General features: G+C 64.1%; 10 protein-coding genes. 9 read left to right on the top strand and 1 reads right to left on the bottom strand.

What is annotated here, in order from left to right; all coding sequences use genetic code 11:
• Positions 1–435: 435 nt before the first annotated feature.
• From ACE10X_RS02355 to ACE10X_RS02335, 5 genes are all read left to right on the top strand, one after another.
• Complete coding sequence (locus ACE10X_RS02355) at positions 436–8,466, top strand: cadherin domain-containing protein (RefSeq protein WP_375764011.1); 8,031 nt, start codon at positions 436–438, stop codon at positions 8,464–8,466.
• Positions 8,467–8,855: 389 nt separating this feature from the next.
• Positions 8,856–9,368 (top strand): phage tail protein, encoded by a 513-nt coding sequence (locus ACE10X_RS02350; protein WP_038387894.1) that lies wholly within the window; start codon positions 8,856–8,858, stop codon positions 9,366–9,368.
• A gap of 11 nt (positions 9,369–9,379) precedes the next feature.
• Positions 9,380–9,898, top strand: a complete 519-nt coding sequence (locus tag ACE10X_RS02345) for a phage tail protein (protein ID WP_038387893.1) — start codon at positions 9,380–9,382, stop codon at positions 9,896–9,898.
• Between the two features lie 12 nt (positions 9,899–9,910).
• Positions 9,911–10,438, top strand: a complete 528-nt coding sequence (locus tag ACE10X_RS02340; RefSeq protein WP_038387892.1) for a phage tail protein — start codon at positions 9,911–9,913, stop codon at positions 10,436–10,438.
• A gap of 7 nt (positions 10,439–10,445) precedes the next feature.
• Entirely contained in the window at positions 10,446–11,003 is a 558-nt protein-coding gene (locus tag ACE10X_RS02335) for a GNAT family N-acetyltransferase (RefSeq protein WP_244436000.1), read from the top strand.
• Here the strand turns inward: ACE10X_RS02335 and ACE10X_RS02330 are convergent.
• Positions 10,985–11,287, bottom strand: coding sequence for a DUF6916 family protein (locus ACE10X_RS02330; protein ID WP_244435999.1), 303 nt, complete (start codon positions 11,285–11,287; stop codon positions 10,985–10,987). The genes ACE10X_RS02335 and ACE10X_RS02330 overlap by 19 nt on opposite strands.
• A gap of 465 nt (positions 11,288–11,752) precedes the next feature.
• On the opposite strand from ACE10X_RS02330, the gene ACE10X_RS02325 reads away from it, so the two are divergent.
• From ACE10X_RS02325 to ACE10X_RS02310, 4 genes are all read left to right on the top strand, one after another.
• A complete protein-coding gene (locus tag ACE10X_RS02325) occupies positions 11,753–12,907 on the top strand; it encodes an iron-containing alcohol dehydrogenase (protein WP_038387891.1) in 1,155 nt (384 codons plus the stop codon).
• An 81-nt stretch (positions 12,908–12,988) separates the two neighbouring features.
• Positions 12,989–14,539, top strand: coding sequence for an AMP-binding protein (locus ACE10X_RS02320; protein WP_038387890.1), 1,551 nt, complete (start codon positions 12,989–12,991; stop codon positions 14,537–14,539).
• Positions 14,540–14,652: 113 nt separating this feature from the next.
• Positions 14,653–15,351: a DUF2270 domain-containing protein gene (locus tag ACE10X_RS02315; protein WP_375764010.1), complete on the top strand. Its 699-nt coding sequence runs from the start codon at positions 14,653–14,655 to the stop codon at positions 15,349–15,351.
• 78 nt (positions 15,352–15,429) lie between these two features.
• The gene (locus ACE10X_RS02310; RefSeq protein ID WP_038387889.1) at positions 15,430–16,317 is read left to right on the top strand and encodes a TauD/TfdA family dioxygenase; all 888 of its coding nucleotides are present in this window, start codon (positions 15,430–15,432) and stop codon (positions 16,315–16,317) included.
• Positions 16,318–16,492 lie beyond the last annotated feature (175 nt).

The raw sequence follows: 16,492 nt of genomic DNA, 5'->3' as shown, positions 1-16,492 counted from the left end.
TCGGTCTGCGGCACAGAAACCACCGGGGGTCGCACAAGATTAAAAATGGTCGAATCCCCATACTCTACCTCCCGCTGCATGGCCGAATCGTGGTTAACGACGCGGTGTCACGTGGACACACATTGACACTCGGAAACATCGACAATACGGTCGTGGTTGCCAACCGGTAAATTTTCTTGGCCGCCGCGCTTTCCTCGAACATTCACTGGGCTTTTCTCGCGGCGAGTGTGAGTGGAAGCGATTACGTAATGGCAAGCGCATTTGAACTTGCTGATGTCGGGACTCCGCAACCGTCGCGATGTCCGCATATTGCGAGCGAACCGGTGCGATCTCGGGTCACCGATGATCAACCTCAACGTGTGAAATGCTTCACACGTCATCGTCCCCAACAAATGTAGTTATTGATCGGATTTCACGCCGCTCGCAGGAGTGCTTATGTCGACCATACCTGCCTATACAATCGGTGGTTTAACACGCCCCGAACTTCATCTCGATCCGAGCGGCAATATCATTCTGGATCCGGCCGCGCAGGCGTTCGTCAATACGTATGGTCTGCAATATCTTTACCTGGGCTGCCCTCCCGGCACGCCGTATCCGCCGGTGCCCGGCTTCCTGTCGCCTCCGACCGACGCCAATTCCGGCGCCAACACGGTCGTTGAGGGCGCCGCAGCCAATACATCGGTCGGCATCACCGCGCAATCCACCAGCCTGATCGGTCTTCCGGTCACCTATTCGCTGGTGTCCGATTCCTCGCATGGCGGCTTCAAGGTAGATCCGCATACCGGCGTAGTGTCGATTGCCGATCCGTCCAAGGTCGATTTCGAGAGCTCCGGCGGCAGCTACGTCGTCAATGTGCAGGCGACCGACGGTATCTTCGTCTCGTCGCAGAGCTTCACGATCGCGGTCAGCAATGCGCCGCCCTCGACACCGACCGACGGCAACGCCACCGCCAACGCCGTCAACGAGGGCGCCGCGGTCAATACCCTGGTCGGCATTACCGCGTCGTCGGCCGACGTCAACGGCCCCGGCGTCACCTACTCGCTGACATCGGACTCCTCCAATGGCGGCTTCAAGATCGATCCCAACACCGGCATCGTCACCGTCGCCAATTCCACCAAGATCGACTTCGAGACCGCGCCGGGCCACGCCTACACCATCACGGTCCAGGCCAGCGACGGCCATGGCGGCGTCAGCTCGCAGAGCTTCACGATCAACGTCAACGACGTCGCGATCAGCACCCCGGTCGACGTCAATGCCGCCACCAACAGCGTCGTCGAAGGCGCCGCCGTCAACACGCTGGTCGGCATCACCGCCTCCGCGGTCGATCCGAACGGCCCCGCAACCACCTATTCGCTGACCGGCGACACCTCCGGCGGCGGCTTCACCATCAATGCCACGACGGGTGTCGTCACCGTCGCCGATCCGAACAAGCTCGATTACGAGAGCGCGCCCGGCCACGCCTACACCATTACCGTCCAGGCCACGAGCGGCGCGACCTCGACGACGCAGACCTTCACGATCGGCGTGACCGACGCTCCGCCGTCGGCGCCCGCCGACTCTGACGCCGCGACCAACTCCGTGGTCGAAGGCGCCGCCATCGGCACCACCGTCGGCATCACCGCGCACGCCACCGACATCAATGGCGGCACCGTGACCTATTCGCTGGTCGGCAATGCCCACGGCCTCACCATCAACGCCGCGACCGGCGTCATCACCGTCGCCGATCCCACCCAGATCGATTTCGAAACCGCGCCCGGCCACGCCTACACCATCACCGCACAGGCCAGCGACGGCACGCAGACCAGCACGCAAACCTTCACCGTCAACGTCACCGACGTTGCGCCGTCGACGCCGGTCGACAACAACGCTGCCGCCAATACCGTCGTCGAAGGCGCGGCCGCCGGCACCACGGTCGGCGTCACCGCATCCTCGACCGACATCAACGGCCCGGGGGTGACCTATTCGCTGACCGGCGACAGCTCCGGCGGCGGCTTCACCATCAACGCGACAACGGGCGTCATCACTGTCGCCGACCCGAGCAAGCTCGATTACGAAAGCGCGCCCGGCCACGCCTATACCGTCACCGCGCAGGCCAGCGACGGCACGCTTGCGACCTCGCAGACCTTCACCATCGCCGTCACCGAAGCCCCGCCCTCGGCCCCGGTCGATAGCGACGCCGGCACCAATGCGATCGCCGAAGGCGCGGCCAACGGCTCGACCGTCGGTGTCACGGCGTCGTCGACCGACGTCAACGGTCCGCCGGTGACCTATTCGCTGATCGGCGACACCTCCGGCGGCGGCTTCACCATCAACGCGACAACGGGCGTCATCACCGTCGCGGATAGCACCAAGCTCGATTACGAAAGCGCGCCCGGCCACGCCTACACCGTCACCGCACAGGCCAGCGACGGCACGACGGCGAGCTCGCAAACCTTTACGATCGCCGTCACTGACGTCGCGCCATCGACCCCGGTCGACTCCGACGCCGGCGCCAACACCGTCCTTGAAGGCGCGGCCAACGGCTCGACCGTCGGCATCACCGCGTCGGCGACCGACATCAACGGTCCGGCCGTGACCTATTCGCTGATCGGCGACAGCTCCAACGGCGGCTTCACCATCAATGCCGCAACCGGCGTCGTTACGGTCGCCGATTCGAGCAAGCTCGATTTCGAAAGCTCGGGCGGCAGCTACACCGTCACCGCGCAAGCCAGCGACGGTACGCTGGCGAGTTCGCAGACCTTCACCATCAACATCGCGGATGTTGCGCCATCGACCCCGGTCGACGGCGATGCCGCCGCCAACAGCGTTGTCGAAGGCGCGGCAGCCGGCACGGCGGTCGGCATCACCGCGCACGCGACCGACGTCAACGGCGCGGCCGTGACCTGGTCGTTGGTCGGCGACACCTCCGGCGGCGGCTTCACCATCGACCCGACGACCGGCGTCATCACCGTCGCCGACTCGACCAAGATCGATTACGAGAGCAGCGGCCCGACCCATTCCTACACGGTGACCGCGCAGGCCAGCGACGGCACGCTGGCGAGCTCGCAGAGCTTTACCATCGCCGTCAATGACGCCGCACCGTCGACCCCGGTCGATGCCGACGTCGGCACCAACTCGATCGCCGAAGGCGCTGCCAACGGCTCGACCGTCGGCATCACCGCGGCGGCAACCGACGTCAACGGCCCGGCCGTGACCTGGTCGCTGATCGGCGATACCTCCGGTGGCGGCTTCACCATCAATGCGACGACGGGCGTCATCACCGTCGCGGACAGCTCCAAGATCGATTACGAAAGCCCGGCCGGGCACGCCTACACCGTCACCGCGCAGGCCAGCGACGGTTTGCTCACGAGTTCGCAGACCTTCACCATCGCCGTCACCGACGTCGCGCCGTCGACCCCGGTCGATGCCGACGCCGGAGCCAACCGCGTTGCGGTCAACGCGCCGGTCGGCGCGGGAACCGGCGTCACGGCATCCTCGACCGACGTCAACGGCCCCGCCGTGACCTATTCGCTGGTCGGCGACACCTCCGGCGGCGGCTTCACCATCGATGCGACCACCGGCAAGATCACGGTCGCCGATCCCAGCAAGATCAACATTGCCGACCCGTCCTACGACGTCACGGTCGATGCGAGCGACGGCACGCTGCACAGCCAGCAGACCTTCACCATTTCCGTCGTGGTCGACCAGGCGCCGGTCGTCACCGGCGGCCACACGCTGAACTACACCGAGAACCAGGCGGCGAGCGTGATCGATTCGACGATCACCGTCACCGACGGCGACGACGCCAATCTGGTGTCCGCGACGGTGCAGATCACCGGCAACTATGTCAGCGGCCAGGATGTCCTCGGCTTCACCAACCAGAACGGCATCACCGGCTCGTTCGATGCCGCAACCGGAACGCTGACGCTGACCGGCTCGTCCAGCGTCGCGAACTACCAGGCCGCGCTGGCGTCGGTGACTTACATCAACACCGGCGACAATCCGTCCGGGCTGGCGCGCACCGTTACCATCACGACCAATGACGGCACGCTCGACAGCTCGCCGGTCACCGACACCATCAACGTCACCCCGGTCAACGACCCGCCCGTCGTCACCGCCGGTCACACCCTCAATTACACCGAGAACCAGGCCGCGACCGCGTTCGACCCGGCGATCATCGTGTCCGACGTCGACAACACTACGCTGACCGGCGCGACGGTGCAGATCACCGGTAACTACGCGAACGGTCAGGACGTCCTCGCCTTTACGTCCCAGAACGGCATCACCGGCTCGTTCAATGCGGGAACCGGCATGCTGACGCTGACAGGCACCGCCAGCGTCGCCGATTATCAGGCGGCGCTCGCCTCGGTGACCTATCAGAACACCAGCGACAACCCGTCGGGCTTGGCGCGCACCGTCACGATCGTCGCAAACGATGGCACGGCGACCTCCACACCGGTCACCGGCACCATCAACGTCACGCCGGTCAACGATCCGCCGGTCACGACGGCCGGCGGCACGCTGAACTACACCGAAAACCAGGCCGCGACCGTGATCGACGCGTCGGTCAACGTGACCGACATAGACAGCGCCAACCTGACCGGCGCGACGGTGCAGATCACCGGCAATTTCGCCGCCGGCCAGGATGTGCTGGGCTTCGTCAACCAGAACGGCATCACCGGCTCGTACAATTCCGCGACCGGCGTGCTGACGCTGACCGGCTCCTCCAGCGTCGCCAACTACAAGGCCGCGCTCGATTCAATCACCTATTTCAACTCGAGCGACAACCCGTCCGGGGCGGATCGCACCGTCAGCTTTGCGGTCACCGACGGCACCGACAGCAGCAACACCTCGACCTCGACCATCCATGTCACCCCGGTCAACGATGCGCCGGTCGTGAGCTTCGGTGCCATCACCGGCTTCTCCGAGCCGCCGAACGGCACGCCGGCAGCGAACTCGACGCCGGTCACGATCACGCCGAACCTGACGATCACGGACGCCGAAGGCAACAACCTGACCGATGCGACCTTCGTGCTGAACAATCTGAAGCCGTCGGATGCGCTGTCGATCGCCGGCCACGCCGGCAACAGCGGCGATATCGGCGGCATCCACTTCGAGATCACCAGCACCGCGGGCACCGAGACGATCAGTTTCACCGGTACCGACACGCTCGCGCACTACAATGCGGCGCTGGACCTGATCCAGTTCAACAACACCAGCGAAAACCCCGATACTACCGCGCGGTCCTACAGCCTGACCATGCACGATGACGGTGGCACCGCGAATGGCGGCAGCAACACCGGGACGGGATCGACGACGGGGAGCGTCACCGCCATGGACGACGGACCCACCGCGTCGGTGCCGGCGGACAATTCGATCGGAACAGCGTTCTCGCACACCAACTTCGCGATTTCAGGCCTTTCGGTCGCCGACATCGATGCCGCGAGCGGCAACGTCACGGCGACGATTGCCTCAAGCCATGCGAACCTGACCTTCAATACCGCCGGGCTCGCCAGCTTCACGAACAACAGCAGCCACACAGTGACGCTGACCGGCACCGTCGCGCAGGTCAACACCGCGCTGGCGACCTTGACCTACAACAGCGACGACGGCTTCACCGGCTCGGATACCGTCACGCTGAACATCAACGACAACGGCAACACCGGCACCGGCGGGCCGCTCACGTCGGGCGCCCAGACCTTCCATGTCGGCGTCGTGCCGCAGGTGTTCTATATCGACAACTCGCCCACGGCGCTGGCCAACAGCGCCAATCTCGGCACCGCGGCCGACCCGTACACCTCGATCGCCGCCTACAACGCGGCGAATCCGGCGGGCTCGGGCGACTATGTCGTGCTGAGGTCCGGCACCTATACCGAGGCCAACGGCATCAATCTCGCCAACGGCGTCAACCTGGTCGGCGGCAGCCACAGCCTGACTTTCACCAATCCGGTGACCGGCGCCGTGGTGACCGCGAACACCGCGACCGGCACCGATCCGGTGATCAAGGTGACCGGCGCCGACAACGGCATCGACCTGCTCGGCACGTCGGGCCACGGCATCAGCGGCGTCAGCATCGATACCTCGGCCTCGACCGGCATGGGCATCAGTGACGACAACAACAATGTCGGCACCGTCACGATGTCCGACATCACGATCAAGACCGCCAGCGGCGCGGGCATGAATTTCACCCATGGCGGCACCATCACCGTCACCGGCACCAATCACCTGACCACCACGACCGGAACCGCGATCAACATCTCAAACACCACAATCGGCGCCAGCAACGTCACCTTCCAGGACATCTCGTCCAACGGCGCCGCCAACGGCATCGTGCTCAGCAACACCGGCACCAGCGGACATCTTGCCGTCACCGGCACGGGCGCTGCCGGCACCGGCGGCACCATTCAGAACACCACCGGCGACGGCGTCAGCTTGACATCCACGCAGGACGTCACGCTGAGCAACATGAATATCACCAACAATTTCGGTGACGGTATCGGCGGCTCCAACGTCAACGGTATGGTGCTGAATCGTCTCACGATCACCGGTAATGGCGACGATCCCGCCACCGACGAGTCGGGCATCAACATCGCTGGGCTGACGGGCACCGCCTCCAACGGAGCGCATGCGACCTCGATCAGCAATTCGACGATCGGCAACAACGAGGAATTCGAGATCCAGATCAGCAACAGCAGCGGTACGCTGACCAACCTGCAGTTGACCAACAATACGGTCTCGGCCAACGGCGTCGCGATCCACGGCAATGCCAACTCGCCGCACGGCAATCTCGTCAACTTCCTCGGCACCGGGACATCGGTGATGGGCTTGACCGTCAACGGCGGCAGCTTCACCGGCAATACCGTCTCCGATGCAACGCATGTCATTACGGGCACCGGCGTCTTCGCCAATTCCGGCGGCACCGCCATGACCGCGAACATTTTCAACGCCACTTTCACCAACAACAACGCCGGCGTTGATGTCTCCACCGATCCAGTGGCCACCTCGCTCACTTTCGACATCGAGGGCAACACATTCCTCGGGCAGCGGTCGACTGCGATCAACCATTTCGACAATGGCAACCCACCGTTCAACCGGACGGTCAACGGAACCATCAAGAACAATATTATCGGCGACGATGCGATAACCAATTCGGGCTCATTGGTTGGCAACGGCATCAGCATCCAGAATGAAGGCGCGATCAACAGCAAGTACCTGATCGATGGCAACACCATCTCGCAGATCGCGACCGCGCTGGGCATTTCCGTCAATGTGGGCCTCGGCGGCCAGGCCACCGGCGGCGGCGAAACCGATCTCACCATCACCAACAACACGATCCAGCACATCAATGGCAGCCGCGGGATCGCCATCCAGGACAATCAGGTTACCGATATAGCCAACCCGCCCGGGGCTGGACCGTTTCCGACCATTTTCTTGAGCATGGCGGGAAACAGCTTCTCGAACATCGCGGGTCAGGCCGGCAATGGCCAGTTTGTGCGGATCAAGGAGTCGTTCGGGACCGTCAAGGTTACGCAAGATGCCCCGACGGCCGGCAATGCAGGGACGGAACTGGACAACGCCAACGGCTCAACCGATCCGACCAAGTTCAGCATCAGCGGGACCGTTGGTTTCACCCAGGGCACGCCGCCGCTGCCGACGACAAACACGTTGCCGCTGCTTGCCGAATCAGGCGGCGTGCAGGCGACGACGCCTAGCGCAGGCGAGATGCACCTGACGCAGAGCCAGCTCGACTCGGTCGTGTCGGCGGCCATCGCCCAATGGGCGAAGGCAGGCGCCAGTTCCGATCAACTCGCCGCGCTGCATGCCGTCACCTTCAGCATCGCCGACCTTGTCGGTCAGACTGTCGGCGAGGAAGGCGCCGGCCACATCACGATCGACATCGATGCTGCCGGCCACGGCTGGTTCGTCGATCCGACCCCGTCGGACAATTCGGAGTTCAAGCTGGCGCTCAATGCGTCCGGCACCGATCTCTTGACTGATCCGTCTACGGCGGCGGCAGGCCATCTCGATCTCCTGACCACCGTGGTGCATGAATTAGGGCACGTGCTCGGCCTCCCCGACTTGACCTCGTCTTCCAATGCCACCGACCTGATGTATATCGGTCTCGCCGACGGCGAGCGTCGGCTCCCGACCGCGACTGACGTGGCTCAAGCCAATGCGAGCTCGCATCCCGTCATGCCCACGCAAGGCGGTACACCCCTCAATCAGCAGACGACCGGCGCATCGTCGGTCAGCTTGCCCATCCGCGACAACTTCGACTTCTCGTCGTTCACCCAGACGCCGACGCAGACCAACGCAAATCATGTCGACCTGGCCGCCAACACCCAGACCTTGTCCGACTTGTTCAGCGAGCATTCCAATGCCGGCACGCCGTGGTGGGTCGGGCACGAGACGGTGTTAGCCGCCATGGGGGGCACGCCGTCCGACAATCACACCCAGACCCAGTTGCACCATGACCTGATCGCCTGATCGGACGCCCCATCGACCAGGAAATATCGACCAGGAGAACGGCTGCCGAATCGCTTCGGCAGCCGTTGTTGATCGGCGCGATCGAATGCGGATTGCCCCTCAAGCATGATCCGGAAACCTGCCGAACCGACTTTCCCTCGCGACAAGCGGGGCGTTCGCGCGAAGATCATGGCGCGCTCGCGGATGTTCGATTCATGACATGGCCTGCGCCGCCAGCGATCGGCGGCTCTCCGGCGTCGTGTTCAACCGATGATTGAAGAAAAATTCCCCGCACGACACAATCGTTAAGGTTGCACTTGGCATAAAACACGCTATCGTGCAGACGCTGTCGACACAGCATCATTGTCTCGCATTTTTCACAAATCATACGACGCATTTGCGGAGGACCGATGGCCGATCCGTATATTTCCGAAATCCGCATGATGTCGTTCAACTTTCCGCCGAAGGGCTGGGCGTTCTGCAATGGCCAGCTGCTTCCCATCGCTCAGAATCAGGCGCTGTTCTCGTTGCTGGGCACGACCTATGGCGGCGATGGGCGCGTCACTTTTGGCCTGCCCGACCTTCGGGGCCGGGTACCGATCAGTATGGGTGCTGGCCACACCCTCGGAGAGCGCAGCGGCGAGGAGGCACATGCGCTCTCGACAAACGAGATGCCGACCCACATTCACACCCTGAGCGGCTCGAGCTTGGAGGGAAACTCGCCCAATCCCAACTTCGGCAATGTTGGTAACGTTTTGGCGCAGGATCCCGGCAATGCGTATGGTCCGCCGAACAACCTCACCAACCTGAAACCGGGTTCGATTGCCAATGTTGGCGGCGGTCAGGCGCACCTCAACATGCAACCTTTTTTGACCCTCAATTTCAGTATCGCCCTGCAGGGCATTTTTCCGTCGCAGAACTGAGGACAAGCCCTATGGCACAACCCTTTGTAGGCGAGATCCGCATGTTCGGCGGCAATTTCGTCCCGGTCGGATGGCATTTCTGTGATGGAAGCTTGCTGGCGATCTCCGAGAACGAAACCCTATTTCAATTGATCGGGACCACCTATGGCGGCGACGGGCAAAACACCTTCGCGCTACCGGACTTGCGCGGTCGCCTGCCGCTCCACATGGGCACCGCCAGCAGCGGCACGACCTACCAGATCGGGGAGAATGGTGGTGCTGAAACGGTGACTCTCACCACGCTGCAGATACCGTCGCATACGCACGCATTGATGGGTTCGAAGAATAACGGCTCGCAGCCGGGCCCATCGAACAACGTGCTTGCCTCGTCGACTCTGATGCAACTGTATGCGGTGGAGAACGCGGATGCTCCGATGGCGGCCTCTTCAGTCTCGTTTGTCGGCGGCAGCCAGCCACATACCAATTTGCAGCCGTTCCTCTGCGTCAGCTTCATCATTTCGTTGTTCGGCATTTTCCCGAGCCAGGGTTAGGAGCGCGACGACATGTCCGATCAGTTTCTCGCCGAGATCCGCATCTTTCCGTTGAACTTCGCCCCCAAGGGCTGGGCCTTCTGCAGCGGTCAGCTGTTGCCGATTTCGCAGAATACGGCGCTGTTCTCGCTGCTCGGCACCGTCTATGGCGGCGACGGCAAGTCGAATTTCGCGCTGCCCAACATGCAAGGCAACGCGCCGATGGCGCCGGGGCAGGGTCCCGGGCTTTCGCTATATGATCTCGGCGAGAACGGCGGCTCTGGCAACGTGACGCTGCTTCAAACCGAGATCCCGTCTCACACCCATCAGATGTTCGGGACCGTCGAGAACGGCACCCAGGGCACGCTGACGACGAACATCACGCTGGCAACATCCGTCGGCGGAACACTGTACCAGACCGGCACATCTGCAAATCTGGTCCCGACCAACACTAATGCGGTCGCGCCCGCCGGCAACGGCCTGCCCCATAACAACATGCAGCCCTATCTGACGCTGAATTTCTGCGTCGCGCTGCAGGGTATCTTCCCGGCACGGGGCTGAGGTCGCCTTGGTTCCCGACACGTCAGACAGCATCGCGACGGCATTCGGCTGGGCACGCGCGGCCGCTTCCGGCTGCCGCTTTCGCCGCATGGCGGAGGCCGATCTGCCGTTCCTCGCCCGGCTCTATGCCTCGACCCGCGCCGAAGAACTGGCGCCGGTGCCGTGGAGTGAGACGGAGAAGGCTGCCTTCCTCGAACAGCAATTCCGCGCCCAGCATGCGCATTACCAGCAATATTACTCGAGCGCCGACTGGCTGCTCATTACCCATCGGGACAAGGACATCGGCCGGCTCTACATCGACCGCTGGCCGAGCCAGCACCGCGTCATCGACATCGCCTTCCTTCCCGAGCATCGCGGCAAGGGATATGGCGAAGCGCTGTTGCGCGACGTGATCGACGAGGCCGATGCCGCCGGCAAGGACGTCTCGATCCATGTCGAGAAGTTCAATCCGGCGATGCGGCTCTACCGGCGGCTCGGCTTCATCACCGAGGAAGACAAGGGCGTCTACGACCTGATGCGCTGGCGCGCGGCGGGAGCTTCCGACCGTCAGGTGAAGACCGCCTGATAGCCGTTGCCATCCGCGAGCGGACCGACCGGCACCAAAAAGATGTCCATCACGCCCAGCGCGGGATGCCGCACCGGATAGATCGCCTGCGGCAGCCACGCGCCCTTCGGCCCCGCGAACAACAGCGAGAACGCACCGCCCGGCCGGCCGCTGTTGCCCGCGGGCTCGACCTTGGCGAGCTTCAGCGCCACCGCGCGATCCGCCGTCTGCATCTCGAACTCAGCATCCTGATGCGGCGTGAAGTCGTCAATGTTCAGTTTGGCGAGATCGACGGTGGATGTCATGCGCACGTCCCTGTTGCTTTCGAGATGTAACACACGCCGCGATGTTGCCGTCAAGATTTCTGCCGGTCATCCGATTTCGACCTGAAGCTTTCACCGTCATTCCGGGGCGCCCTCTGCTTCCAGTGGGAGGCAAGTAAACGCAAGACTCGGATGCAGCGCGCCGCGAGGATGCGGATGTATGACTCACGCGAGCGCCACATATTCGATGTCATCCCGGGCAAGCGCAGCGCGACCCGGGACCCATAACCACCGATGCCAATTGTTTAGCCAGCGCTCGGCCACAGCTCACTTCAACAACGCAACCCTGCGGTTATGGGTCCCTGCTTTCGCGGGGACGACAGCGGAATGGGCGGCGCGACCGCATCAAACCACCGGCAGGACCCTGATGACGGCCTCGATTTCCTCCGCTAACCTCGCCGCTAAGTACCGCCGGCAAGGCGGACCGTGTTGAGGGAGGACAGGCGCGTGCATCGAGGCCGTGTCGTATTCGGCGCCATGGACGAGGTCGTGTTCGGGCGGCCCGCGCGTGAGGCCATCGTCGAGCAGTTGGACCGGCTGGGCGCCGAGCGCGCCTTTCTGATGGTGTCTGGCACGCTGAACCGCGAGACCGACGAGATCGAGAAGGTTCGCGCGGCGCTTGGGCCCCGCTGCGTCGGCACCTTCGACAAGATGCCGGCGCATACGCCGCGCGCCGCGGTCATCGCGGCGGCGGAGCAGGCGCGCGGCGAGAAAGCGGATTTGATCGTCACGATCGGCGGCGGCTCGATCACCGACGGCGCCAAGGCGGTGCAGCTTTGCCTCGCCAACAACGTCACGACGTCCGACGGCATCGAGACGATCCGCACCCATGGCGGCGTCTCGCCCGCGATGAATCCGCCGACCGTGCGCCAGATCAGCGTGCCGACCACCATCGCCGGCGGCGAGTTCTCGTCGATCGCCGGCGTCACCAACGAGGCCAAGCGGCAGAAGGAGATGCTGCGTCATCCGCTGGTGATGCCGCGGGCTACCATCCTCGATCCGGAACTGTCGGTGCACACGCCGGAATGGCTGTTCCTGTCGACCGGCATCCGCGCCGTCGATCATTGCGTCGAAGGCATCTGCTCGCGCGAGGCACATCCTTATGGCGACGCGCAGGCGCTGAAGGGGCTCGAGATGCTGGCGGCCGGCCTGCCGCGCGTGAAAGCCAACCCGAAGGATATTTCGGCGCGGATGGATTGCCAGATCGGCACCTGGCTCTCCACCGGCCCGCTCGCCTCGGGCGTGCCGATGGGTGCGAGCCACGGCATCGGCTACGTGCTCGGCGCCGAGTTCGACGTGCCGCACGGCTACACCTCGTGCGTGATGCTGCCCGCGGTGATGCGCTGGAATAAGCGCGACAATGCCGACCGGCAGGCGCTGGTCGCGGCCGCGATGGGGCATGCCGGCGCGGACGCCGGCGACGTGCTCGACCGCTTCATCCGCGACCTCGGCATGCCGCGCAGCCTGCACGAGGTACGCGTCGGCCCCGAGCATTTCGACCGCATCGCAATGCAAGCGATGCGAACGCCCTGGGTGCCGCGCAATCCGCGCAAGATCGACGATCCATCCCAAGTTCGCGAGATTCTGGAGATGGCTGCATAGAGCGTTGTCGAGCGAAGTGGGTACCGGTTCGCGTGAAGAAAACGCGTCAAAACAAGAATCTAAAGGGGGATGTGACGTTCGATGTACACCGGCAAGCATGCTTACCTGCGCCCGCTGCAACCCGCCTTCATCATGGCCGAGACCGGCGAGACCGTCACCTATCGTGAGCTCGAGGCGCGCTCCAATCGTCTCGCGCATCGGTTCCGCAAGCAGGGGCTGCGGCGGCTCGACCATTATTCGATCTTCATGGAGAACAACAACCGCTACCTCGAGGCCTGCGGCGCCGGCGAGCGCGCCGGGCTCTACTTCACCTGCGTCAACTCCTACCTCACCGCGGGCGAGCTGGCCTACATCCTGACCAACAGCCAGTCGCGGATCCTGATCACCTCGAAGCTGAAGCTCGACATCGCGCGCGAGGCGCTGAAGGAGTGTCCGCAGGTCGAACTCTGCATCGTGGTCGACGGCGAAAGCGAGAGCGATCGCGTTGTCGGGCTGCGAGCGGCCACCGCGGGCCTGCCGTCAACGCCGATCGCGGACGAATATGCCGGCACCGCGATGCTGTATTCCTCCGGCACGACCGGCCGGCCCAAGGGCATCGTGCGGCCGCTGCCGGAGCAGCCGCCGTCGCAGAACCTGCCGCTGTTCGACTTCCTGACCAAGCTCTGGCACTACCGCGAGGGCATGGTCTACCTCTCGCCGGCGCCGCTCTACCACTCGGCGCCGCAAGCCGCGGTCAATCTCACCATCCGGATGGGCGGCACGGTCGTCATCATGGAGAGTTTTGATCCCGAGCGCTATCTCGAGCTGGTGCAAAGATGGGGCATCACCCACAGCCAGCTGGTGCCGACCATGTTCTCACGCCTGCTGAAGCTGCCCGAGGAGGTTCGCGCCCGCTTCGATCTGTCGACCCTCGAGATCGCGATCCACGCCGCCGCGCCCTGCCCGGCGCTGGTCAAGGACGACATGATCAAATGGTGGGGTCCCATCATCCACGAATATTACGGCGCGACCGAGGGGCTCGGCTTCACCGCCTGCAACAGCGAGGAGTGGCTCGCGCATCGCGGCACCGTCGGCAGGGTCCTGCTCGGCGATCTGCATATCCTCGACGAGAACATGCAGCCCTGCCCCAAGGGAACGCCGGGCACCGTGTGGTTCAAGACCGCCACGCCATTCGAATATTTCAACGACCCCGCCAAGACCAGCGAGGCGCGCTCGGCCGACGGCAGCATGAGCACGGTCGGCGACGTCGGCTATGTCGACGACGACAACTTCCTTTATCTCACCGATCGGGCCACCTTCATGATCATCTCCGGCGGCGTGAACATCTATCCGCAGGAATGCGAGAACCTCCTGATCACCCACCCCAAGGTCGCCGACGCCGCCGTGTTCGGCGTGCCCAATGTCGATCTCGGCGAGGAGGTGAAGGCGGTGGTGCAGCCGGTCGACGGCATCGCGCCGGGGCCGGAGCTTGCCGAGGAACTAATCGCGTTCTGCGCCAGCGCGCTGTCGCGCCAGAAGGTGCCGCGCTCGGTGGATTTCGAGGCCGAGCTGCCGCGGCTGCCGACCGGCAAACTCTACAAGCGCCTGCTGCGTGACCGCTATTGGGGCAACAAGACCTCGCGGATCGTGTGAGCGGCATCCGGACTGATGCTGCCAATCCAAGCCGGCGGACGCAACGGACTCGCCGGTCGCGCGGATTTCGCGCTATGCTCCGGGATCGCAAGCCAGCTTCGCCGGAGGCCGCCATGCCATCGCCCCAGCCGCGCGAGCCGGAGCCGGTGCAGGCCGGAAGGCTCGAATTCACTGCCGCCGAGATCGGTGCACTCGCCCATCTCTATCGTGGCGAGGTCTATCGCAGCACGGTCTGGCGCACCCGTCTCGACAGCTCGACCAACTGGGCGGTGGTCACGACCGGGATCGCGCTGTCGGCGACCTACAGCAGTGCGGAAGCCTCGCCCTTGCCGATGGTCCTGGTCGGACTGCTGGTGACCGTATTCCTGCTATTCGAGGCGCGGCGCTATCGCTATTTCAACGTCTGGCGCGCCCGGGCGCGGTTGCTCGAAACCGATTTCTACGCACCGATGATCCGCGGCGAGGGGCTGTCGCCGAATGCGGCCTGGACCGACCTGCTCGCCAACGACTACCGCCGCCCCAGCTATCACATCAGCTATGTCAGAGCGATCGGCCGGCGCCTGCGACGGACTTATGGCTGGATCTTCGCGATCCAGGCTATCGCCTATTACGGCAAGCTGGCGATCCACCCGCTGCCGCTGACCACGATGAGCGCGATCTTGGACCGGGCTTCGATCGGTCCGATCCCCGGAACCATCGTGATTCTGGCCGGTGTCGCCTTCCATTCCAGCTGGGCGCTGTTCGCCTTCGTCACACATCGCATCGAGGTCGCGGACCGGCGCACGCGGCACAATCTGATCGCAATGGGCTGAGGCGCCGCGGGCCGCGTTGCCGATCGCGGGCTTTTCCCCTAACCTCGCCTCAACAACAAAGAAAAGGGAGGACTTGCGATGGAAGTGATCCCACTGCGTCCGGGATTCGGTGCCGAGCTGCGCGGCGTCACGCTGTCGGACGTTGCCGCCAGCGATGCCGCCTATGCGGCGGTGCGCGCGGCGTTCGAGGAACATTCGGTGCTGGTGTTCCGCGGCCAGGAGGTCAGCGACGACATCCAGCTCGCCTTCTCGCGCCGGTTCGGCCCGCCCGAGGTGACCAAGGTCGGCTCGATGGGCACCGGATCGCATTTCGTGATCCTCTCGACCTTCGGGCCCGACGGCAAGGTGGTTCCTTCCGATCACCGGCAGCAGCTGCGCGCCAGGGCCAACCAGCTCTGGCACACCGATTCCTCCTTCAAGCGCGTGCCGGCGCTGACCTCGATCCTGTCGGCGCGCATCATTCCCGAGCATGGCGGCGAGACCGAATTCGTCTCGATGCGGCTTGCCTTCGAGCGGCTCGACCAGGACACGGCGAAGCGGCTGGAGAACGCGTTCGCCTGGCACTCCTACGCGCATTCGCGCAGCAAGGTGGCCACCGGCCTCGCAACGACCGAGGAAGTCGACACGCTGCCGCCGGTGTGCTGGCGCATGGTTTGGCGCAATCCCGTCAATGGCCGTGGCGCGCTGTATCTGGCTTCCCACGCCTATGGCGTCGAGGGCATGGATGCCGAGACCGGCAAGGCGCTGATCGAGCAATTGACCGAAGCCGCGACCGCGCCCGGCGTCAGCTATCTGCACCAATGGAAGCAGGGCGACGTCGTGATGTGGGATAACCGCGCCACCATGCATCGCGGCCGCCCCTGGCCGGCGCATGAAGGCCGTCTGATGATTCGCACCACGATCTCGGCGACCGAGACCGATGGCGTCGCCAACATGCACCTGCCCTCACCGCAGGCGGCGGAGTGATCGTGATGTTCCCAGTGAACCGTCATCCTGAGGTGCGAGCGGAGCGAGCCTCGAAGGATGCACGGCCACCAGCTGGGCCGTCGATCCTTCGAGACGCGCTTCGCGCTCCTCAGGATGACGGAGAGCGTGTGCAGTGCGCGGCTTACATCGGCGACATACTGTCGCTGATTGCGGC

This window comes from Bradyrhizobium sp. Pha-3, from assembly GCF_042258325.1.
Lineage (GTDB): Bacteria > Pseudomonadota > Alphaproteobacteria > Rhizobiales > Xanthobacteraceae > Bradyrhizobium > Bradyrhizobium elkanii.
This window is presented reverse-complemented; position numbering and strand designations above follow the sequence as displayed.

Coding starts and splice junctions, on each gene's coding strand:
- ACE10X_RS02355 (WP_375764011.1), top strand. CDS start 436: ATGTCGACCATACCTGCCTATACAATCGGTGGTTTAACACGCCCCGAA.
- ACE10X_RS02320 (WP_038387890.1), top strand. CDS start 12,989: ATGTACACCGGCAAGCATGCTTACCTGCGCCCGCTGCAACCCGCCTTC.
- ACE10X_RS02330 (WP_244435999.1), bottom strand. CDS start 11,287: ATGACATCCACCGTCGATCTCGCCAAACTGAACATTGACGACTTCACG.
- ACE10X_RS02315 (WP_375764010.1), top strand. CDS start 14,653: ATGCCATCGCCCCAGCCGCGCGAGCCGGAGCCGGTGCAGGCCGGAAGG.
- ACE10X_RS02340 (WP_038387892.1), top strand. CDS start 9,911: ATGTCCGATCAGTTTCTCGCCGAGATCCGCATCTTTCCGTTGAACTTC.
- ACE10X_RS02350 (WP_038387894.1), top strand. CDS start 8,856: ATGGCCGATCCGTATATTTCCGAAATCCGCATGATGTCGTTCAACTTT.
- ACE10X_RS02345 (WP_038387893.1), top strand. CDS start 9,380: ATGGCACAACCCTTTGTAGGCGAGATCCGCATGTTCGGCGGCAATTTC.
- ACE10X_RS02310 (WP_038387889.1), top strand. CDS start 15,430: ATGGAAGTGATCCCACTGCGTCCGGGATTCGGTGCCGAGCTGCGCGGC.